Here is a 22,567-nt window from a genome sequence, read left to right on the forward strand (position 1 = left end):
GTTATATAGAAAACTAATAATATATGCCAGATATAGTAAAAGAAATCATATCTATGGAAGATGGACGTACAATCATTATAGAGACAGGGGAATTGGCAAAACAAGCAGATGGAGCAGTTGTGGTACGTTCGGAGAATACAATGCTTTTGGCAACTGTGGTTGTTTCCAAAGAAATAAAAAATGAAACAATTTTTTTACCTTTAACAGTAAACTATAGAGAAAAATATTCTGCTGGAGGTAAAATACCTGGAGGGTTTATAAAAAGAGAAGGAAGGCCTTCTGATGAAGAAATTTTAACAATGAGATTAGTTGATCGTGTTTTAAGACCCACATTTTCAGAATCTTTTAAAAGAGAAATACAAATTATGATTTCCTTACTTTCATATGATAAAACTGTTTTACCGGATGGATTGGCAGGATTAGCAGCATCATCGGCTTTGTCAGTAGCGGGAATACCTTTTAATGGGCCTATATCAGAAGTACGTATTATACGTTCTAATGGAAAATTTATTATTAATCCTAGTTTAGATCAGTTAAAAAAATCGGATATAGATTTAATAGTAGGAGCTTCAAAAGCTTCCATTATTATGATGGAAGGAGAAATGAAAGAAGTAAAAGAAAATGAGTTTTTGGAAACTGTAATTTCAGCTCATAAAGCCATAAAACCACAAATAGAAGCTCAAATCCGTTTAGTTGAAAAACTATCAGACAGTCGCGTTTTTTTCTTTGAGAGACAAAATTCAATAAATTTATCTCAAAATAAAATATTAAAAAAAGAACTTTTTTTATTTTCATATGAAAAAATTGAAAAAATATATCAAAAATTTCTAGATAAAAAAACTAGATCCATTCAAGAAAAAATTGTATTAAATGATTTTAAAAAAAATTTTTTAACAGAAGAAAAAACAGAAAATAAAGAAGCTTTTATTGATCAATATTTTGAAGAAATTAGAAAAAAAATTATCAGAAACTTAATTTTTTCAAAAGGAATAAGATTAGATGGTAGAACTAGTAAACAAATACGTTCAATATCTAGTTTTGTTGATTATTTACCTGGAGTACACGGTTCTGCTTTATTTTCTAGAGGAGAAACTCAATCTCTAACTACAGTTACATTAGGATCATCTTTAGATGCTAATAAAATTGATAATGTTATTATGGAAAATCAGGAAAAATTTTACTTACATTATAATTTTCCTCCTTTTTCTACAGGTGAAATACGTTCTATTAGAGGAGTATCTAGACGTGAAGTAGGTCATGGAAATTTAGCTCAACGTGCATTAAAAAATATCATACCTAATAATAATCCATATACAATTCGTGTTGTTTCTGATATTCTAGAATCTAATGGATCATCTTCTATGGCTACAGTTTGTGCTGCCAGTTTAGCATTAATGGACGCTGGAATTCACATAAAAAATCCTGTATCTGGAATTGCTATGGGATTATTTATGGAAAATGAAAAAAAAATTATTATATCAGACATAATGGGAGAAGAAGATTATTTTGGAGATTTAGATTTTAAAATAACAGGAACTCAATATGGAATTACAGCATGTCAAATGGATGTAAAAATAATGGAAGGAATAACATACGATCTTATAAATAAAATTTTGACACAAGCTTTAGAAGGGCGTATTTTTATTTTAAAAAAAATGTTAGAAACATTACCTAAACACAGAAAAAAAATGAAACCTAATGCTCCAAAAATATATACTTTTAATATTCCAAAGTATTTTATAGGTTCAGTTATAGGTCCCGGTGGAAAAATAATTCAAGAAATACAATCATGTACAGATACAAATATAATAATTGAAGAAAAAGACGATTTAGGTTTCATTGAAATCATCGGAAAAGATGATGAAAAAATAGGAAAAGCTATAAATAAAATAAAAAAAATTGCTTTTGTACCTGAATTAGGAAAAATTTATAAAGCAAAAGTGAAATCTATAAAAGATTTTGGTGCTTTTGTTGAAATTTCTAAAGGAGTAGAAGGTTTGTTACATATTTCTGAAATAGGATGGAAAAGATTGAATAATATAGAAGAAGAATTACATATAGGAGATATAATTGACGTTAAATTCATGGGAATGGATGAAAAAAATAAGAAAATGAAACTCTCTAGAAAAGTACTTTTACCTCGCCCTAATCGTCCTAAAATGAATAAAAATAAAAAAATATGAGACAACTTAAAATTACTAAACAAGTAACAAATCGTGAATCTGAATCATTAGATAAATATCTTCATGAAATAGGTAAAATTCCATTATTAACTCCAGAAGAAGAAGTTGAATATGCTCGTAAAGCAAGAGAAGGAAATGCAAAAGCAATAAATAAACTTGTCAATGCTAATTTACGTTTTGTTGTTTCTGTTGCTAAACAATATCAAAATCAAGGATTGAGTTTATGTGATTTAATTAATGAAGGAAATTTAGGTTTGATAAAGGGAATATTACGTTTTGATGAGACAAGAGGTTTTAAATGTATTTCTTATGTTGTATGGTGGATAAGACAGGCTATTTTACAAGCTATAGCAGAACAATCACGTTCTATTAGACAACCTACAAATAAATTAGCTTTGTTAAATAAAATATTAAAAACATTAGCTCAATTAGAGCAAGAATTACAAAGAACTCCTTCTGCAAGAGAAATAGCAGAACACTTGAATATGAATGAGAAAGATGTAGAAGAATCCATAAAAAATTCAGGAAGACATGTATCAATGGATGCTCCCTTGATAGAAGGAGAAGATTCTAATTTATATGATTTAGTACGATCTGATGAATCTCCTCGTCCAGATGAACACTTAGAAAAAGAATCTTTACGTAAAGATATAAAAAGAATTTTAGAGACTTTAAATGAAAGAGAACGTCGTGTTATCATTTTGCATTTTGGTTTGAATGGATCACCACCTATGACTTTAGAAGAAGTAGGACAATCTTGTGATTTAACGAGAGAACGTGTTAGACAAATTGAGAGTATAGCTTTAAAAAGATTAAAACATTCTTCTAGGAGTAAAATATTGAAACCTTATTTAGGATAAACGCGACCTCGAAGGGATTCGAACCCTTAACCTTCTGATCCGTAGTCAGATGCTCTTTCCAATTAAGCTACGAGGCCTAAAGTACAAATATAACATCTAGTAAAATAAAAATAACATTACGACTGAACAATTTTTAAAAATTTTTCAAGTTTTAGAGAAGAATTACCAATAAGACCTCCATCTATATCTTTTTGGGAAAAAAGATCTCTTGCATTAGTATCATTAATACTTCCTCCATATAAAATGGATATTTTATTAGAAATGTTTTCTCCATATTTTTCTAAAAACAAAATACGAATAAACTCATGCATTGTCTGAGCTTGTTCAAACGTTGCAGTTTTTCCTGTTCCAATTGCCCATATTGGTTCATATGCTATATAAAAAGATTTTATCTCATCTAAGGAACAATGAAAAACAGTTTTTTTTAATTGATTTTTAACGATTTCAAATTGTTTATTATCATTTCTTTCAATAAAAGATTCACCTACACAAAAAATAATATTTAAATCATATTTTAACGCTATTTTTATTTTCTCTAATAAAATATTGTTTTTCTCAAAACAAAATTCTCTACGTTCACTATGTCCTAATATAACTTTTTGAATTCCTATAGATTTTAACATTAATGCTGAGACTTCTCCGGTATAAGAGCCTTTTTCTTTTTGATGAATGTTTTGAGCTGCAACATTTAAAGTTGTTCCTTGTAGAATTTGATTTGAAATATGTAAAAAAGGAAAAGAAGGGGCAAGAATGATTTCTTTATCATGATTTATGTTTCTCTCAGAAATAACATTTAAAAAATTTCTAATAAAAGAAGTCGTTTCATAAAAATCATAATTCATTTTCCAATTTGCAATAACAACTTTTTTTCTCATTTTTTATTTATTTATAAATATAAAAAATTGTTTAAAGATTTTTTCTTAAAAAAAAAATAATTTCTACTAATATTTTTAAACACAATTTTTCTAACTCTTTAAATGAATTTTTTTCTTTCTTTTTTTTTAATAGAAATAAAATTTCTTCTAAAATATTATCTATGCAAAACTTATTTAAAGTTTTTTCCATAAAATAAATGGAACTTTTTATGTTCTTCAATTTTTCATTATATATTAATATCACATCATAATGTGATATTTTATGAAAATTTGATATAAAAAAAGTATCTAGTTTAATTAGAATAATAATAAAATAATTTATTATATCTATATATGTATCTATTATTTTTTCTTCTTTAATCTTTTGATATCTTTTTGATTGAATATTTTTTATACGAATTATTTTAACTAAAATTTGATCTACTATGGAATAATTATGACAAAATTTCCATGATAATCCATAATCTTTTAATTTTTCTAGAAAAAGTTTTTTACATTTCTGAATAATAAAATCAGTAGAAGAATAAGAAAGATTCATATTATTTTGTTTATTTAAAATTACAATAAATAGTTTATCAATGATAATTAATTGTGCAGGTACTTTATTACATTTAAAAGAACCAAAAGTGATGGGTATAGTTAATTTAACCCCTGATTCATTTTATGATGGTGGAAAATTATATTCTGAAAATAAAATATTACAACATATAGAAACATTATTGAATGAAGGTTCTGATTTTATAGATGTTGGAGGTTGTTCTACACGACCAGGAGCTAAATTCATAACGGAAAAAGAAGAAATAAAAAGAATAACAAAACCTATTCGTGCTATTATAAGAAATTTTTCAGATATAAAAGTATCTATAGATACCTTTCGTAGTGAAGTAGCTAGAATTGCAGTAGAAGAAGGTGTTGTAATGATTAATGATATATCAGGAGGGACTTTAGATAAAAATATGTTTCGTTTATTAGGAAAACTTAAAATACCGTATATATTAAATCATATGAAAGGAACCCCTAAAAACATGCAAAAAAAAATTCATTTTAGAAAAAATATAATTATAGAAATAAATAATTTTTTTTCAGAGAAAATATACTATTTAAGAAAACTTGGAATTCAGGATATTATTTTGGATCCTGGATTTGGTTTTGGAAAATCGCTAGAACAAAATTTCAAATTATTAAAACATTTGTCATTATTGGGTTTTAAAGATTATCCAATTTTAGTTGGTATTTCTAGAAAATCCATGATAAAATGTATTTTAAATAACTCTTATGAAGAATTATTAAATGGGACTTCTATCATAAATACTATAGCGATTTTAAATGGATCCAAATTTTTACGTGTACATGATGTTAAAGAAGCTGTAGAATGCATTAAATTAGTACAATATTATAAAAAATTTTTATAATTCTCTATCTAATAACTTAATATTATTTTACGTGAATTTTTTTTTCATTGTTATATTTATTAAAAATTTCTTTCATTGATATTTTAGATATTTTTTTAGTAACCATTATTCTATTTCAAGTCTACAGATTGGTTTACAGAACTGCTGCTTTAAATATTTTTTATGGTATCATTGCAACTTTTATTTTCTGGAAAATAGTAGAAATTTATAAAATGAAACTTCTTAGCATAGTTATAAGTGCTTTTTTTAAAGGAGGTTTTTTAGCTTTAATTATTGTATTCCAACCAGAAATTAGAAAATTTCTTCTCATAGTAGGAAGTAGAATTTTTTTCAAAAAGTTTATATTCTCTTTCTTCAAAAAATCAGGAGTTTCAATTAAAACTGAAACTATAGATAGCATAGTAAATGCTTGTGCTATTTTTTCAGGAGATAAAACAGGAGTTTTAATAGTGATTCAATTACATCAAGATTTAAAAGAATTTATCCAAAATGGAGATGAAATGGATGCTAAAGTTAATATTTCTATTTTAGAAAGTATTTTCTATAAAAATAGTCCATTGCATGACGGAGCTGTAGTTATTACAGGAAATAAAATAATAAAAACAAGAGCAATTCTTCCTGTTTCTTATAATAAAGAAATTCCATCTCGTTTAGGTTTACGACATAGAGCTGCTATTGGTTTATCTGAAAAAACAGACGCTATATGCCTTGTTATATCCGAAGAAACAGGTTATATTTCTTACATAAAAGATCAAAAAAGAACTGTAATCACTAATATTAATAACTTAAAAATGAAACTTGAAGAAGATTTGCTTTAATAAGAAGTATAAATAAAAAAATTGTTTATTATATTATATGACTTATGAATATAATTCAATATATATATCAAATATATTCTAATTCTTCTGGTATAGAAATAAATAGTAAAAAAGTTAAAGAAGGATCTATTTTTATAGCTTTGAAAGGAAAAAACTTTGATGGAAATCAATTTGCATATGAAGCTATTTCAAATGGAGCGTTATTATCTATAGTCGATAACAAAAAATATGTTTCCTGCAAAAAAATTATTTATGTGAAAAATACATTATATTTTTTACATAGATTAGCAGTCTATCATAGATATAGATTATCTAACATTCCTATTATTGCTATAACTGGAAGCAATGGAAAAACTACAACTAAAGAGCTTACTAGAGCGGTTCTTTCTAAGAAATACAAAAAAGTTCATTATACGAAAAATAATTTCAATAATTATATAGGAGTTCCATTAACTATACTTTCTATGTCTGTGGATACACAAATTTCTGTAATAGAAATTGGAGCAAGTCATGAAAAAGAGATAGAAGAAATGTGTTACATTATTAATCCAGATTATGGATATATCACTAATTTTGGAAAAGCGCATTTAGAAGGGTTTAAAAATGTAAAAGGAATTATACGTAGTAAATTAGAGTTGTATGATTTTTTAAAAAAAAAAAACAAGTTAGTATTTATTAATGGAGATGATCCAATACAATTATCTAATAGTTTAGGAATGAATAGATACATTTTTTCTAAAAAAAAAAAAGGATCTGATATAAATATTGAATATTTATGGAAAAAAAATAGTTTAAAGTCATCTTTATCTATTCAAAATAAGGAAATTGTTTCTCCTTTAATAGGAAGTTATAATTTATCTAATATAGCTTCTGCTATAACTATTGGAAGATATTTCAACATTTCTATAAAAAAAATGAAAAAAGCAATAGAAGAATATATTCCTAATAATTACCGTTCTCAAATTTTGATAAGAAAAAATATAAAAATTATTATAGATTGTTATAATGCAAATCCGACTAGTATGATAAAAGCTCTTACTTTTTTTAATGAAATACAAGGTACTAAAATAGTGATATTAGGAGATATGTTAGAATTAGGTTTATTTTCTAATAATGAACATGAAAAAATCATTTCTTTTATAGAAAAAAGCAATATCAGTATTGCTTTTTTAATTGGGGATATTTTCTTTAAAACTAAAAAAACTTCCTGCAAAATCAGAAAATTTATAAATAAAAAGAATTTTGTTGAATGTATGAATAGATATTCTATTCAAAAAACAGATTATATTCTTATTAAGGGGTCTAGAAAAATTGCGTTAGAAAGTCTTATTTATTTAATTTAACTTTTTCTTTGTATATTGATTTTGTAAAGATTAAATTTGTACGCAATGATTTCATAAAATTTTTCTTTATAATGAAAGAAATTACCACAAAAACCTATATAAAGTGGTTCGAAGATATGTTTTTTTGGAGAAAATTTGAAGACAAATGTCGTACCTTATATTTAAAACGAAAAATTAGAGGATTCTTACATTTGTATAATGGACAAGAAGCGATTCCTGCTGGATTAACTCATGCAATGGATTTATCTAAAGATAAAATTATAACCGCTTACAGATGTCATATTTTACCTATTTCTATGGGAGTAGACCCAAAAAAAGTAATGGCGGAACTGTTAGGTAAAAAAACGGGAACATCTCATGGATTAGGAGGTTCTATGCATATTTTTAGTAAAAAACATCGTTTTTATGGTGGACATGGAATTGTAGGAGGACAAATTCCATTAGGAGCTGGAATTGCTTTTGCCGATAAATATTTTAACAGAAAAGCAGTAACCATAACTATTATGGGAGATGGAGCTATAAGGCAAGGTTCTTTACATGAAACATTTAACATGGCTATGTTATGGAAACTTCCTGTTGTATTTATATGTGAAAATAATAGATATGCTATGGGAACTTCCGTAAAAAGAAGCAGTAATATAGAAGAAATTTATGAAATTGGAAAATCATATGGAATGCCTTCTTATCACGTGGATGGAATGAATCCAAAAAAAGTAGCAAAATCAGCTTTTATTGCTATAGAAAGAGCTAGAAGAGGAGAAGGCGCTACTTTTTTAGAAATTAAAACATATAGATATAGAGGACATTCTATGTCTGATTCTGAATTATATCGTAGCAAAGAAGAGATACATTTTTACAAAAAAAAAGATCCTATTTTAAAATTAAAAAATACGATTGTACAAAATAAATGGGAAACCATAGAAAATTTACATTTAATAGAAAATGAAGTAAAGAAAAAGGTAGAGTCTTGTGTTGAATTTGCTGAAAATTCAGATTTTCCTTCTTTAGAAGAAATGTATAATGTTGTTTATCATGAAAAAAATTATCCTTTTTTAGATAAGGTATCTTCTTCATAAACATATGAAAAAAAATACCCTTAGATTAAAGAAAAAATAAAATCATGGCAGAAATAATATCCATGCCCCAATTAAGTGACACAATGGAAGAGGGGACTGTAATTAAATGGAATAAAAAAGTAGGAGATAAAGTTTCAGAGGGTGATATTTTAGCTGAAATAGAAACTGATAAAGCTACTCAAGATTTTGAAATAGATGTTAGTGGTATTTTACTTTTTATTGGAGTGAAGGAAGGAGAAACAACGCATGTAAATGACGTATTAGCGATTATAGGAGATGAAGGGGAAGATATAAGTCACATCATTTCCAAATTAGAATCTAAAAATAAAAAAATAAAAAAAGAGAAAGAAAATAAAGAAAATAAAAAAATATTTATATCTCCTGTAGCAAAAAAAATGGCTAAAAAAATAGGAATTTCTATAGATGAAATAAAAGAAAAAGGAAGTGGAGAACATGGGAGAATTGTTAAAAAAGATATAGAATTTTACAAAGAAACCAACTTAAGAAAAGAAAAAAATAAAAGTATCGTAGGTCATTCTTCCATAAGAAAAAGAATTGCAAAACATTTGACTTATTCCAAATTTTCAGCCCCACATTATTATTTATTTAGTGAAATAAATGCGGATAAATTAATTGAGTTTAGAAAAAATTTAAATAATAAACTTTCTTTAGAAGAAAAAGTGTCATTTAATGATGTTATTATAAAAGCAGTAGCTCAATCTTTAAAAAGACACCCTGATATGAATGTATCATGGAATGATGAACAAGTCATTATACATCCTAATATTCATATTGGAATCGCTGTAGCTATAAAAGATGGATTAATAGTTCCTGTTATTAAAAATGCAGATCAAAAATCATTACTGCAAATTTCAAAAGAAATAAAAGATAAAGTATTACGTTCAAAATTAAAAAAAATACAACCAGAAGAAATAGAAAATAGTACTTTTACAGTTTCAAATTTAGGAATGTATGGAATAGAATCTTTTACTTCCATAATTAATACACCTAATACATCTATATTATCTATAGGAGCTATTATGATGCGTCCAATTGTAAATAACTATAAAATTGAGATAGGAAACATAATGAAAATCACATTATCTTGTGATCATAGAATTATAGATGGATCTAAAGGAAGTGAATATATCCGTTCTCTTAGAAATTATTTAGAAGATCCAATTACTATATTATTTTAATTTTTATTTATTATTTTTTTTATCCATGATAAAAAAATGGGAAATATAAATATTGAAAAAGTTAGTAAAGAGAATATTTTTTCTGAGAAAAAAAGTAAAAATAAATCAGGAACATGTTGTTTTAAGGAAAAAAGAAGCTTTATTCCAAATAAAATGATTACAAGAAAGGCAGAATCTTTCAAAGATGTGAATTTTTCTATTAGTTTAACAAAAAATTGAGTAATCAGTCTCATTGAAAAAATCCCTATACAAACGCCTAATAAAATTAATATAAAGTTTTCTGATAAGGCAACAGAAGCTAAAATATTATCAATAGAAAAAGCTAAATCCATTGTTTCTATAAAAAAAACGACTTTCCAAAAAGAATATTGTAGTTTTTTATTTTTTGAATTAAGAGAATTCTTTTTATTGTTTATAAAAAAATGATTCAAACCTATAAAAATCAAGTATATTCCTCCTAATGGTTTTAACCACCATATATTAATTAATTTGTATGCAAATAATAAACACAATCCTCTGAAAAAATAAGCACCAATAATTCCATATTTTATCGCTTTTTTCTGATCTTTTTTTTTAAGGTTTAAAACCATAGAAGCTAACATTGCTGCATTATCTATAGATAAAATACTCTCTATTAAAAACAAATTTACTATAATAGAAATAGATGATAGGGGATTATGAATGATTTCTGTAATACATTTTTCAATGTTCATTTTAAAAATTTTGTAAAGACAATAATTTGCTATAAGCTCCTTTTTTTGAAATTAGAGTACTGTGTTTTCCTTGTTCTATAATTCTTCCTTTTTCTAATACAATAATATGATCTGCATGTTGTATAATATTGGAAGATAATTTGTGTACTATTATAAGAGATGTTCTATTTTTCATCATTTCATTTAAGGTTTTTTGAACTGTAAGTTCAGATTCTGTATCTAAGGAAGAAGTAGCTTCATCTAAAATCATGATTGGAGGATCTTTAAAAACAGCTCTTGCTATGCTTATTCTTTGTTTTTGACCTAAAGATAATTTATTTCCGTTATATCCTATAATTGTGTCATATCCTTTTGGTAATTTTTTTATAAAACAATGTGCATTAGCAATTTTAGCTGCTTTTATAACAGAATTTATAGATATTTTTTTTTCTTCTCCTAACACTATGTTATTTAAAATAGAATCATTAAAAAGAATTGGTTCTTGAGTTACAATTCCTAACAACTTTCGATAATCTCTAATTTTTAAATATTTAATATTAATTCCATCTACAGTAATCTTTCCAGATGTTACATTATAAAAATTAGCCAATAAATTGGCAACGGTAGATTTTCCGCTTCCAGATCGACCTACTAAAACTACAGTCTTTCCTTTTTTTAAAGAAAAACTTAAATTTTTAATTAATATAACTTTATTATAAGTAAATGATACATTACGAAATAAAATTTCGTTTTCAAAACGAAAAGTAGGTTTTTTATATCTGATTTTATCATTTGATGCATATTCAGTATTCAATATTTCTATAATACGTTCTGCAGCTGCTCTTCCTTTTTGAATATTGGATATAGAATTGACTAAACTTTTTGCAGGATTAATAATTTGAAAAAACAGTCCTATAAAAGGAAAAAGTATTTCTGGAGCCATACCTTTTTTTTCTAAAAAAAGTTTTCCTCCATACCAAATAATTAAGACCATTGTAATTGAACCTAAAAATTCACTCATAGGGGATGCCAATTCTTTTTTTCTATTTAAACGAGCAGAAAGTATTTTCTGATATTCAGATACTTGTTCAAAACGTTTTTGCATTTTGTTTTCAGCATTGAAAATACTTATAATCTTAGTTGAATTTAAAGTTTCTTCTATAACAGAGAATAATTTTCCTAATTGATTTTGAGCTCCTCTTGCATCTTTTCTCAAACTATATCCTATAATAGATAAAAAAATTCCCATTAAAGGAAGTAAAAAAAAAGCAAAAAATGTTAATTGATAACTCATAAAAAATAAAGTCAACAAGTGAAAAAAAATCATAATAGGAGAACTAATCAAATTAGCCAAAGAGCTAACAATAGAAATTTCTATTTCATTAACATCATTGGATAATCTGGACATTAAATCTCCATTTCTTTGATTTGAAAAAAAAATTAAGGGTGAAGAAAGTATTTTCCTATGAAAGTCATTACGAATATTTCGAACTATAGAAGTTTTTATTCCTATTAAAAAATATTCTGCTAGATATCGAAAAATATTACGAATTAAAAAAAGAACAATAATAAAAATGCAAAATATAGTTAGAGTATTTATTTTTCCATAATTATATAATAATATTTTTATATAATCATGAAAAAAATAAATAATAAAATCAAAAGATATATTAAAAGAATTAAAAAATGTTGTTTTATTTTTATCTTCAGAAGACTCAAGTAAGATACTCAATACAGGTGAAATAGATATTATGGATATAACTGAAAATAAAGAATATAAGAAATTACATGATATATTGATAATATAATGATATTTATAGGGCTTTGAATAAGCTAAAATTTTTTCAAGTGCATTCATTTAGTTTTCTTAAATACATCAATACACTACCAAGTAATACAATAAAGATAGATATAAAAATTTTTTAATCTGTTAATAAAATAATAATTTCACATATATTTTTCATGTAAAAATAATATGCGTGTGAGAAATTTTTTTACAATTTTCGTAACTATAGTATTAACTATAATCTGTTTATATTATATATCACCTAGTATAATACATTCTGAGAATTATAAATTGAAAAAAAATTTAAATCTAGGTTTAGATTTAAAAGGAGGAATTAGTATGATTTTAGATATTTCTGAGAAAGATTTGTTAAAAAAACTTGCTGAAAATTCACAAAATTTTTTTTTCTTGAAAGCCTTAATAAATGCAGATAATAAAAAAAGAGAAAATCAAAATATAGATTATTTATCGTCTTTCATCAATTCTTTTAATCGAGAGAGTAAGAGTGTCCGTTTATCTTCTCCTAATTTATTTGGAAATAAATCTAATATTGAGGAAATTGATGTTAATAGTTCTGATTCAGAAGTAGAAAAATTTTTAAAAAAAAAAATAGAATTATCTATAATTTCTATTCAAAATATTTTGAGGTCTAGGATAGATAGATTTGGAATTGTACAGCCTAATATTCAAAGAATCAAAAATTCTAATCGAATTTTAATAGAATTATCTGGAATAGAAAATATAGAAAGAATAAAAAATATTTTAGAAAAAAAAGCGGAATTACATTTTTTTGAAACTTATAATTTACAAGAACTGATTTCATTTTTCAATGCAATAAATAAATTTTACTATAAAAAACATTTTGGAAAAAAAAAGTCTCTTATAAATATTTTGAACATTCCGCTCATTAAATCTTCAAATATCGTTGGATTAGTTCATGTAAAATATCAAAAAATTATTTCCGATTTTTTAAATTCAGAAGAAGTTAAAAATGCTTTACCTTATCATCTACATGATGTAAAATTTTTGTGGGGGCACAAAAATTTTAATAATTATTTACAATTATTTTCTGTAAAAAAAATAAATAATAATAATGAAGATCATTCTTTGAATGGAAATATAGTCACTCATGCTTATAAATCTTTTGGGCCTTTGAATGAAATATATATAAATATAAAAATGAATCAAGAAGGTACTGAAAAATGGAAAATATTCACAGAAAAAAATATAGGAAAAAGTATCGCAATAGTACTTGATAATCTTGTTTATGCAGCTCCTGTAGTAAAATCAGTCATTACCAACGGTATATCTCAAATGTATGGAAATTTTTCAGTACAAGAATCTAATGATTTAATAAATGTATTAAACACAGGAGAATTACCTACTTCTGTAAAAGTTATACAAACCGATATAATAGGGCCTTCTTTGGGAAAAGAGTCTATTCGAAAAGGGTTTATATCTTTTTTGATTGCTTTATCTTTTATATTTATTTGGATGTTTTTTTATTACTCAATTCCGGGTTTATATGCTAACATTATTTTATTTTTTAATATAATATTTATTTTTGGTATTCTTATTTCTATAAATGCGGTTTTAACCTTTCCTGGTATTGCGGGTATTATCCTAACATTAGCAATGTCTATGGATGCCAATATTATAATTTATGAAAAAATTAAAGAAAATATAAAAAATAAAATTTATATATTAACATCTATTCATAACAGTTACACATTTCAGGGAGCATTATCATCTATTATAGATGGACAAATCACTACTTTATTATGTGGAATCATTTTATTTTATTTTGGAGTTGGTCCAATACGAGGTTTTGCTACTACCTTAATTATTGGAATTATAATATCTATGTTTACTTCTATTTTTTTAGGAAGATTATTGTTAGAATGGCACTTAAAAAAGTATAAAAATATTTTTTTTAGAAAAAAAATATTAGTTTCTGTTTTAAATAAAATGCAAAATATGCAATATGATTTTTTATCCAAAAGAAAATGGATTTATATAATTTCTTGTATTCTTATAATTGTTAGTATACTTTCTTTTTTTTTTAAAGGATTTAACCTAGGATTAGATTTTGTTGGAGGTCGTTCTTACGTAATTCTTTTTGATCGTAAAATAGAACCTGAAAAAATTTCAAAAATTTTATCAAAAACATTTATAGAAAATGGAAAATCTTATTTTCCTAAAGTACAAACATTTGGGAATGAAAATCAACTTAAGATAGTTACAAATTATAGAATTTGGGAAGAAAACGATCAGACAGACGAAATTATTTTAAAAAAAATGTTTACAGCTTTAAAGGTTTTTTTTCCTATAAATTTTGATGAATTTAAAAATATAAAAACAAATAAATCATTAGGTATTTTATCTATTGAAAAAATAGGACCTATAGTAGCTGTAGATATGGCTCGTAAAGCTTTCATTTCTATTATAATTTCTTTGATGGCTATTTTTACCTATATTTTTATGAGATTTAAGAAATGGCAGTTTGGATTGGGTGCAATTATTTCTTTAATCCATGATTCAATTATTGTGCTTGGAGTATTTTCTTTTTTTCATAAAAAATTTTCTATTCTGGAAATAGATCAAACTTTTATAGCTGCTTTATTAATAATAATAGGTTATTCTATTAATGATACTGTAATTGTTTATGATAGAATTCGACAATTTTCAAAAAAAACATCATTTATAATGAAAAAAACTATAAATAAAGGAATCTATAGTTCTCTTACTAGAACTATGAATACTTCTTTTATTACTTTATTAGTAATCTTGATTATTTTTATTTTCGGAGGAAAAATCCTCCATAGTTTTATGTTAGCTTTATTTATTGGAATAAGTGTTGGAACTTATTCTTCTATATTTATAGCTCCATCCATAGTATACGATTTTTTGCAAAAAAATGTAAAAAAATGAAAAATTTTTTATTTATTAGTATAGAAGAAAGTTTCTTTATAATTTTCATAGCTATACTTGTTTTTGGTCCTAAAAAAATACCAGATATAGCTCGTGGATTAGGAGAAGGAATACGATTCTTAAAAAATGCAAAAACAAAAATTAAAAAAGAAATTATCCGAAATAATATTGAAAAAAAAAAAGGAATCTATAATTTCGAAGAAAAAAAAATAAAAATACCTCCTTATTCAGTGAAACGAAACAATTAAATATTCTTTCTATAATCTTTAATATTAGATTTATTAATTAATACATTTCCTATTTGTTCTAAAATATTTTTTCTCAAGTTGGTATTTAAAGATTCTATTTCAGAAGAAAAATAAGAAAGTTTTTTTGATGTATTAAAACGTTTTAATGGTCTTACAAAAAAGACTCCTTGTTCTCCTAATATTGGTTTAGAAGTTTTATATAATTTTGAGGAAAAAGCATATCCAACTACTTTAGGTTCTTTTTGATTTTCAATCATAGACTGATACAAATTTATTTTATAAGATTTGTTTATTTTTTTGGAAAAACGAGAGGCTATTTTTTCTAAAGTATTATATTTTTTTAATCTAAGTTTAGATAAACAATAGTTTATTTTCTTTTTAATTAAAATAGGGATTATATTGTTTTTTATTTCTTCAATAGGGTATCCTTTTTTTTGAATTTTGGATAAAAATACCATAATATAATCTTTATTCGAAGTGGAAAAGATTTTTATATCTCCCTCTTTTCTATTTTTTTCATAAGACCAGTTTATAATTTCTTTATCCAATTCTGTATTTAAATCATCAATGGAATATTGATGATTTTTTATTTCTTTTAAAAAAAGAGTTTCATATTTTTTTTTTCTTGCATTGTTAATGAATGTATTTAGACTTGAATTTTTATTTTCTTTCATAAACTGAATGGTTTTTTGATAAAGGATATCTTCAGTTTTTTTTGATGGAGTTAATGTTTTGACTATTATAGCAAACTGATAAACAGGTTTTATATCTTTTACATCATCAATTCTAATAATATGATATCCAAATTTACTTTCAACTAAACCTATTGTTCCTTTTTTATTTTTTAAAGAAAAAAAATCAAATGATTCTTTTGAATTCTTATCTTGACTATTTTTAAATACTTCATTTTGTTCTTCGTATTTTATCCATCCTAAATTTCCTTTATTTTTTTTCACATTGATAGTATCATCAGATTTATTCATAACTAAATAATTAAAACTATCAGGATTTTTTACGACAGTATTGTATATTTTTTTTGCTATATCTTCTGCTTTTTTTTTACCTCTATTATTGTAAAAACGTAATGCTTCTTTATGAGAAATCAATATATGGCTGGATAATACGGAATTATATATCATTTTTTTTCCAGTTAATTTAGCCATAATGTATATATTGTCATCTTTAACAGGACCAAATATGTTTCCAATTTTATTATTTTTTTCTAAAAAATTTTGTAATACAAAAGGAAGATTTTTTTTTAAGTAAAAATTTGAATCGAAAGGTTTTTCAGATTGATTAGAAACAATTATAGAATCATGTTTAGAAAATTTAAATTTCAAAAATAATTTTTTTATTTTAATATTCATATTTTTCTCATCATCTAATGATGGATGAGAACGAAAAATAACAAAACTAAGGTTTCTTAAATTTTCCTTTTTATAAAGAAATTTGTTATGATTAATAAAATCATAAATCTCATGATTTTTAATTTTATAATATTCTTTTTCTATCTCTGAATAAGGAATAAATATATAATCGATTGTAGAAAATAAATTTTTATCTTTATAATTTAATACAGCTTCTACAAAAGAAGTATTCAATCCATACATTAACATTTCTATATATTTTTTTGCAATAATTCTTTTTGGAATGCTATTTTTTTCATAAAGCCAAATATTTTTTTCCGCTTCTATTTCAGGTGTTAAATTCGGAGGAAATTTTTCCAAATTTTTTAAATATAATCTAAATTTTTTCATATTCATTTTCCCTTTTTCATCCTGAAAATTAGCGATTTTACTATATATTGATTGTTTCTCTATTGCTTTCCAAAAATCTTTTTTCGTATTTTTTATTCCTAATTTTTCAGCTTGTTGATTCAATACTTTTTCATGAATTAATAATTTCCAAGCATCATTTTTCAAATAATGATCAGGTTCATCTTCACGAAACCGTTTCAAAAACTGAAAACAATTAAGATATTCTTCTAAAAAAATATTATCTCCATTTACTTTTCCAATAATAACAGAATTATCGGTAAAAAATTTTAATATAATATTAGGATCTAATATAAAAAATATTAAAGATATACTTATAAAAAAGAAAACTAACCATGTGTTATTTCTAATTTTTTCTAAAAAACTCATTTTAAAAATTTTTTTTGATAAAAACTTCTTCTATTTTATTCTTAGATACTTTCTTAATTTCAATATAAAAATTTTTATTAATAACAATTTTATCCCCATACTTTGGAATATCTCCTATATAAGTTACAATTAACCCCCCTAAAGTTTCATATTTATCAGATTGTGGAAGATCTAAATCATATTTAGCATTGATAAAATCAATTTCTAGACGTGCAGAAAATAAAAATTCAGAATCATTTAATTTTTTATCTAATAGAAAATTTTCATCATGCTCATCTTTTATATCTCCTAAAAATTCTTCTAAAATATCTTCAATAGTTATCATTCCTGCTGTTCCACCATATTCATCTAACACTATAGCAATACTTCTTTTTTTTTTAATTAAAAGATCCATAATTTCCCTGACGGGTGTTGTTACATAAACCAATTCTACTGATCTAATTATAGATTCTATATTTTTTGGTTTTTTCAATAATTCTAAATAATGAATATAACCTATAATATTATCTATATTATTTTTATAAATTACTATTTTGGATAATCCACTTTCAGTGAAAATATTTCTAATATTATCTATAGAAGAAAATATTAAATTAGCAGAAACTATTTCTTTTCTGGGTAACATACATTCTCGTGCTTTTTTTTCCGAAAAATCTAGAGCTTTATGAAAAATTTCAATTTCCGATTCCACAATCTCTTTTCTTTTTACATTTTTTTCCATATTTTCTGATAAAAAACAAATTAAATCTTCTTTATCAAAAATTTTCTTTTTATCATTTTCTTGTTCTCCTAAAATCTTTAAAAAAAAATTAGAAATACAAATAATAAAGTTTGTAATAGGAGAAAATATTTTATATATCACATACATAGGTACAATAAATAAACTCAACAATTCATTTGAATAGACACTAAATATTATTTTGGGAATAAATTCTCCGACTATTAGAATAATAGTAGCAGAAAAAATTGTTTCTAAAAAAATCATCCATAAAGAATTATTTAAAAATTCTTTTGGAAAAATATACAAAAACAATTTTCCCATATAAATACCATATATAACTAAGGATATGGTATTTCCAATCACCATTGTAGTGATAAATTTTTTAGAATTACTAATACTTTTTGAAAGAAGTTTAGAATGAAAAGACCCTTTTTTATTTTCTTTTTCTATTTCTATTTGAAATAAACTAGAAGAAATCAAAGCCATTTCCATACCAGAAAAAAAAGCAGATATGAATATAGTAATCAAAACTATACTTACATGGAAAAGTATATTATTTAATAGGTAAAGTTCCACTAATATTTTTTAATCTAATATTTTTGAAATCTTCAGAAACTTCTATTCCATTTGTTGCATGCAGTATAATATTATCTGAATTAGATATAATTGTTGTATATTTTTTATTAAATATTTTTTTCTTTTTCCTATCCCAAAAAATTTCCTCAGTTTTCAAAAAATATCCTTTATAATTCATAATTATAATATTTCCTTTAATATGATAAAATATTTTGTCGATTGATTTAACCCAATTGGCACTAATATAGGTATATTTGTTAGTATTTTGATCATAAATAAACATATTCAATCCACTTGGAAATAATGTATAAAACGTATATTCTTTAATAACGGAAGAATAAATAATAAATTTTAAAAAACCTTTTTCTTTATAAAAAAAACTTGTTTTAAAAAAAATATTTTTAGGTATTTCTTTTCTATTTGTTTTAGAAACAATTTTTTTAGGTTCTTTATTGAAACAAGAAAGAAGAACAAAAAAGAATAGTAAAAAAATATAATAATGAAATTTATTACTGATTATTTTTATTGTATTTTTGTTCTTTAGTGGTATCTTAGCTCAGTAGGTAGAGCAAAGGACTGAAAATCCTTGTGTCCCCGGTTCGATTCCGGGAGATACCATTTTTATTTTCTCAATCCTAATTCTTTTTTTACTGCTTCGGTAATGTCCTCTCCTTTGTTTATTATAACACATTTTCCAGGACTACAATCGTCAACTCTTATAATATTTTTGTCTTTTTCTATTACTTTATGAATAGCATTTTCTATTTTTTTATATATAGGATTTAACAGTTTATTTTGTTTTTTAGTTAGATCATCTGAAGCTGTTTTTTGATAAGCACGTGCTTTCGCTTGTAAAATTTCTAATTCCTTTTTAAGAATCGGATTTTTATTTTTTTGAAATTTTTCTGCTTTTTTATGAAATTCTCTTGCTAATTTATCTAAAGTATTCTCATGAATTTTACTAATTTTATCTAATTCTTTTTGAGCAGTAGAAAATTCTGGCATTTTCTCTATGAGAGCCATACTATTCATACAAACTATTTTTTTATGACATTCATTAGAATATGAATAATGAAATCCAAATAAAAATAGAAACAACAGAAAATAAAAAATTGTATTTTTTTTCATATCATATGATTTTTGTTTTATTTATTTGTATTATTCTTTCCCTACTATCAAATGTGTTTTCCATTTTGATTTATCAAAAACATGAGTTATATTATCATTATTTATAGGATATCCAAAATCAAATCCTAAAAAACCTATTGGAGACCAAAATAAACGAAATCCAAATCCAAAAGATTTATTCATAACTAGTGGATTAAATTCTTGGTAAGAATTACTTACATTTCCTCCTTCTAAAAAACAAATTGTCCAAATTTTTAAGTTAGATAAATTTTTAATTAAAAAACGTATTTCCAATACAAGTTTATTATAAATCGTTCCTACACTATTTTTAATTTTTTTGTCTTTATAAGAATATCCTCTTAATGTAATATGATCCTTATCATATGATCCTGGAAAACTATTAGGTACTCCACCCATATAAAATTTTTGAAATGAAAATAATTCTTTTGTATCATTATACTGTCCTAAGTAACCTACTTCCCCTCCCACTTTCAATACTATATTATCTATAATTTTATGATACCCAAATAAAATTATTTTCAGTTTAAAATACTCCATCCATTCTTCATTTTTAATATTTTTAAAAATTATGGAATATGGAAGAGTAAACAAACTATTAAACTTTATTTCTGTTCCTTGAAATGGAAAAATAATGTCTGGTTCTGTTGAAAATCTTTGTAATGAAGTTAAATAACTAAGATTATTGAATCTCTGTTTTTGATATAATTTAGGTGAAGTTTCTTTTTGATAAAGAAATCTTTCATAATCTATAGATGTTAAAACTTTAGAATAGGGATCTAAAAAAGATAAAGATTTATTCAAATCCACAGAAATTCCTATTTTTTTTAAAAATTGTTTTTCCTCATGTGATATTTGAGTATTTTTATATACTTCAGGAAGGAAATCTAAGTCCTCTTCATTTTTAACTTTTTTTATTGAATATTGACTTTTAAAAGTGAAAGAAGTAGAATTATTTTTTTCTAACCAAGGTTCTGTAAAAGAAAGACTATAAGATGAAAAATCGGATCCCAATTGATTATGAATAATCAATTTTTGTCCATCTCCTTGAGGAATGGGTTTCCATAAATTCCACTTAAAAACATTTCCAAGAGAAAAATTACCAATATTTAATTTAAAATTTCCAATAATTTTTCTAAAATTTTTTCCTCCGAAACCTCCATAAAATTGTAACACATTAGTATTTTTTTCTAAAACATGCCATTCGATATCCACTAATCCATTTTTTTTATTTGGTTTAATTTCATAATATACTTTTTCAAATAGATTCAAATTCTCCAATTGAAATAAACTATATTTTACGTTTTTGATAGAAAAGAGATCATCCGGAAAAATTTTTAATTCTCTTCTAATGACATGATCTTTAGTTCTATAGTTTCCTAATATAACAATTTTATTTATATAGACAGGTTTATTTTCGTCTATTTGAATTTCCAAATCTATTTGATCGTTTAAAATCTTTTTCTCTATTAAATTTATGTTAACAAATAGATAACCTAAATTTAAATAAGCATAAAGAATACTATCAGAATAATTTATTATATTATTTCTAATACCAATTTTATTATATACGTCTCCCTTTTTATAAGAAAAAATTTTTTTCAAAAAATCTGTTTCTAATTTTTTATTTCCTAATATACCAACATTACCTAAATAATATTTTTTTCCTTCTATAATTTTTATCTTAATTCCATAATTTCCGGTTTTATTTCTCCATATAGAATCCAATAATACTTGAACATCAATAAAACCTATAGATTGATATTTATACGTTATGTTTTTTAAATCTTCTTTTATATTTTCTTTAATAAAAAGAGGTTTTTTTGAAAATAGAAAAAAAAAATTTTTTTTAGTTTCAATCATCAAATCAAGTAATTCTTTATTTTGAATTATTTTATTTCCAGAAAATAATATTTCTTCTATTTCAATTTTTTTTCCTTTATTTATATAAAAACATAAAATATTTTTATTTTTGTAATTCTTCTCAATTTGATTTTTTATATCAATTTCATAATATCCTTTTTTTTTATAATATTCTTGTATATCATTTTCTACATTTTTAATTAAATAACCGGGAATTTTATCTCCAATTTTTATTTTTTTTATAATGTTATCAACTTGATGATCCTTTTCAATTCCTTTTATCTTTATTTCATGAATTTCTTCTAAATCTTCTAATTCAAAGAATAAATCAATTTCATTTTCTCCTATATTTTTTTTATAAATGGATATTTTTCTAAAAAGATTACTTTTCCATAATTTTTTTATAGCATCATCCGTTTTTACTCCATAAATATTGACCAATTCTCCAGGAGAGATCCCTGATAATTCAGAAATAAAAAAACTGTCATATTTAGTTTTTCCTATAACATGTATTTCTCTTACAATAAAAGAAATATTTTTTTCTTTTTTTTCTTTATGGGAATTGGGAGAAAGAAAATTCTCATGATTATCATAATTCACAGAAAATGAATCTGAATAAACTTTTTGAAAGTGCATTATTATTATCGATAAATAAAAAATGCTTCTAAAAATATTTTTTTTCATTTTTTAAAAA

Annotated in this window: 18 protein-coding genes and 2 tRNA genes; 10 read left to right on the forward strand and 10 right to left on the reverse strand. The window is 23.8% G+C overall.

What is annotated here, in order from left to right; genetic code table 11:
* Nucleotides 1-23 precede the first annotated feature (23 nt).
* Both pnp and H0H44_RS02635 read left to right on the forward strand, forming a co-directional pair.
* Nucleotides 24-2,183, forward strand: coding sequence for a polyribonucleotide nucleotidyltransferase (gene pnp / locus H0H44_RS02630; RefSeq protein WP_185871576.1), 2,160 nt, complete (start codon nucleotides 24-26; stop codon nucleotides 2,181-2,183).
* Complete coding sequence (locus H0H44_RS02635; RefSeq protein WP_185871577.1) at nucleotides 2,180-3,043, forward strand: sigma-70 family RNA polymerase sigma factor; 864 nt, start codon at nucleotides 2,180-2,182, stop codon at nucleotides 3,041-3,043. Before pnp ends, H0H44_RS02635 begins: the two co-directional genes overlap by 4 nt.
* 3 nt (nucleotides 3,044-3,046) lie before the next feature.
* Here H0H44_RS02635 and H0H44_RS02640 read toward each other — a convergent pair.
* The 3 genes from H0H44_RS02640 to H0H44_RS02650 form a co-directional block, all read right to left on the reverse strand.
* Nucleotides 3,047-3,120 (reverse strand) — tRNA-Arg (locus H0H44_RS02640).
* Nucleotides 3,121-3,159: 39 nt separating this feature from the next.
* A complete protein-coding gene (gene tpiA, locus H0H44_RS02645) occupies nucleotides 3,160-3,918 on the reverse strand; it encodes a triose-phosphate isomerase (protein ID WP_185871578.1) in 759 nt (252 codons plus the stop codon).
* Between the two features lie 31 nt (nucleotides 3,919-3,949).
* Entirely contained in the window at nucleotides 3,950-4,456 is a 507-nt protein-coding gene (locus tag H0H44_RS02650) for a nucleotide modification associated domain-containing protein (protein WP_185871579.1), read from the reverse strand.
* Between the two features lie 40 nt (nucleotides 4,457-4,496).
* Between H0H44_RS02650 and folP the strand changes: the two genes are divergently transcribed.
* The 5 genes from folP (at nucleotide 4,497) to H0H44_RS02675 (ending at nucleotide 9,766) form a co-directional block, all read left to right on the forward strand.
* Nucleotides 4,497-5,330: a dihydropteroate synthase gene (folP, locus tag H0H44_RS02655; protein ID WP_185871580.1), complete on the forward strand. Its 834-nt coding sequence runs from the start codon at nucleotides 4,497-4,499 to the stop codon at nucleotides 5,328-5,330.
* Nucleotides 5,331-5,377: 47 nt separating this feature from the next.
* Nucleotides 5,378-6,148 (forward strand): diadenylate cyclase, encoded by a 771-nt coding sequence (locus H0H44_RS02660; protein ID WP_185871581.1) that lies wholly within the window; start codon nucleotides 5,378-5,380, stop codon nucleotides 6,146-6,148.
* A gap of 44 nt (nucleotides 6,149-6,192) precedes the next feature.
* Nucleotides 6,193-7,491, forward strand: a complete 1,299-nt coding sequence (locus tag H0H44_RS02665; protein ID WP_185871582.1) for a UDP-N-acetylmuramoyl-tripeptide--D-alanyl-D-alanine ligase — start codon at nucleotides 6,193-6,195, stop codon at nucleotides 7,489-7,491.
* A gap of 71 nt (nucleotides 7,492-7,562) precedes the next feature.
* Complete coding sequence (gene pdhA / locus H0H44_RS02670) at nucleotides 7,563-8,567, forward strand: pyruvate dehydrogenase (acetyl-transferring) E1 component subunit alpha (RefSeq protein ID WP_185871583.1); 1,005 nt, start codon at nucleotides 7,563-7,565, stop codon at nucleotides 8,565-8,567.
* Between the two features lie 44 nt (nucleotides 8,568-8,611).
* Nucleotides 8,612-9,766 carry a dihydrolipoamide acetyltransferase family protein gene (locus H0H44_RS02675; protein WP_185871584.1) on the forward strand — a complete coding sequence of 385 codons (1,155 nt, stop codon included), beginning with the start codon at nucleotides 8,612-8,614 and terminating at the stop codon, nucleotides 9,764-9,766.
* Here H0H44_RS02675 and H0H44_RS02680 read toward each other — a convergent pair.
* Together H0H44_RS02680 and H0H44_RS02685 are read right to left on the reverse strand one after the other, a co-directional pair.
* On the reverse strand, nucleotides 9,763-10,479 hold the full coding sequence (locus tag H0H44_RS02680; RefSeq protein ID WP_185871585.1) for a DUF475 domain-containing protein: 717 nt from the start codon (nucleotides 10,477-10,479) through the stop codon (nucleotides 9,763-9,765). The two genes, H0H44_RS02675 and H0H44_RS02680, sit on opposite strands and share 4 nt — an antisense overlap.
* A gap of 1 nt (nucleotide 10,480) precedes the next feature.
* Entirely contained in the window at nucleotides 10,481-12,316 is a 1,836-nt protein-coding gene (locus tag H0H44_RS02685; RefSeq protein WP_185871586.1) for an ABC transporter ATP-binding protein, read from the reverse strand.
* A gap of 219 nt (nucleotides 12,317-12,535) precedes the next feature.
* Here H0H44_RS02685 and secD point away from each other — a divergent pair, with 219 nt between their 5' ends.
* Entirely contained in the window at nucleotides 12,536-15,175 is a 2,640-nt protein-coding gene (gene secD / locus H0H44_RS02690; RefSeq protein ID WP_238786126.1) for a protein translocase subunit SecD, read from the forward strand.
* Nucleotides 15,172-15,423 (forward strand): Sec-independent protein translocase subunit TatA/TatB, encoded by a 252-nt coding sequence (locus H0H44_RS02695; RefSeq protein WP_185871588.1) that lies wholly within the window; start codon nucleotides 15,172-15,174, stop codon nucleotides 15,421-15,423. The genes secD and H0H44_RS02695 overlap by 4 nt, the downstream gene beginning before the upstream one ends.
* Here H0H44_RS02695 and H0H44_RS02700 read toward each other — a convergent pair.
* The 3 genes from H0H44_RS02700 to H0H44_RS03095 are packed head-to-tail and all read right to left on the reverse strand — an operon-like array spanning nucleotide 15,420 to nucleotide 19,042.
* Entirely contained in the window at nucleotides 15,420-17,567 is a 2,148-nt protein-coding gene (locus H0H44_RS02700) for a SurA N-terminal domain-containing protein (protein ID WP_185871589.1), read from the reverse strand. The two genes, H0H44_RS02695 and H0H44_RS02700, sit on opposite strands and share 4 nt — an antisense overlap.
* Nucleotide 17,568: 1 nt before the next feature.
* Nucleotides 17,569-18,840, reverse strand: a complete 1,272-nt coding sequence (locus tag H0H44_RS02705) for a hemolysin family protein (RefSeq protein ID WP_185871952.1) — start codon at nucleotides 18,838-18,840, stop codon at nucleotides 17,569-17,571.
* 1 nt (nucleotide 18,841) lies between these two features.
* Complete coding sequence (locus tag H0H44_RS03095; protein ID WP_238786127.1) at nucleotides 18,842-19,042, reverse strand: hypothetical protein; 201 nt, start codon at nucleotides 19,040-19,042, stop codon at nucleotides 18,842-18,844.
* A gap of 367 nt (nucleotides 19,043-19,409) precedes the next feature.
* On the opposite strand from H0H44_RS03095, the gene H0H44_RS02715 reads away from it, so the two are divergent.
* A tRNA-Phe gene (locus H0H44_RS02715) sits at nucleotides 19,410-19,482 on the forward strand.
* 3 nt (nucleotides 19,483-19,485) lie between these two features.
* Here H0H44_RS02715 and H0H44_RS02720 read toward each other — a convergent pair.
* Nucleotides 19,486-19,992 carry an OmpH family outer membrane protein gene (locus tag H0H44_RS02720; protein ID WP_185871590.1) on the reverse strand — a complete coding sequence of 169 codons (507 nt, stop codon included), beginning with the start codon at nucleotides 19,990-19,992 and terminating at the stop codon, nucleotides 19,486-19,488.
* A gap of 30 nt (nucleotides 19,993-20,022) precedes the next feature.
* Nucleotides 20,023-22,509 (reverse strand): outer membrane protein assembly factor BamA, encoded by a 2,487-nt coding sequence (bamA, locus tag H0H44_RS02725; protein ID WP_238786128.1) that lies wholly within the window; start codon nucleotides 22,507-22,509, stop codon nucleotides 20,023-20,025.
* Nucleotides 22,510-22,567: the final 58 nt, after the last annotated feature.

This window comes from Blattabacterium cuenoti (genome assembly GCF_014252115.1).
Taxonomy (GTDB): domain Bacteria; phylum Bacteroidota; class Bacteroidia; order Flavobacteriales; family Blattabacteriaceae; genus Blattabacterium; species Blattabacterium cuenoti_AK.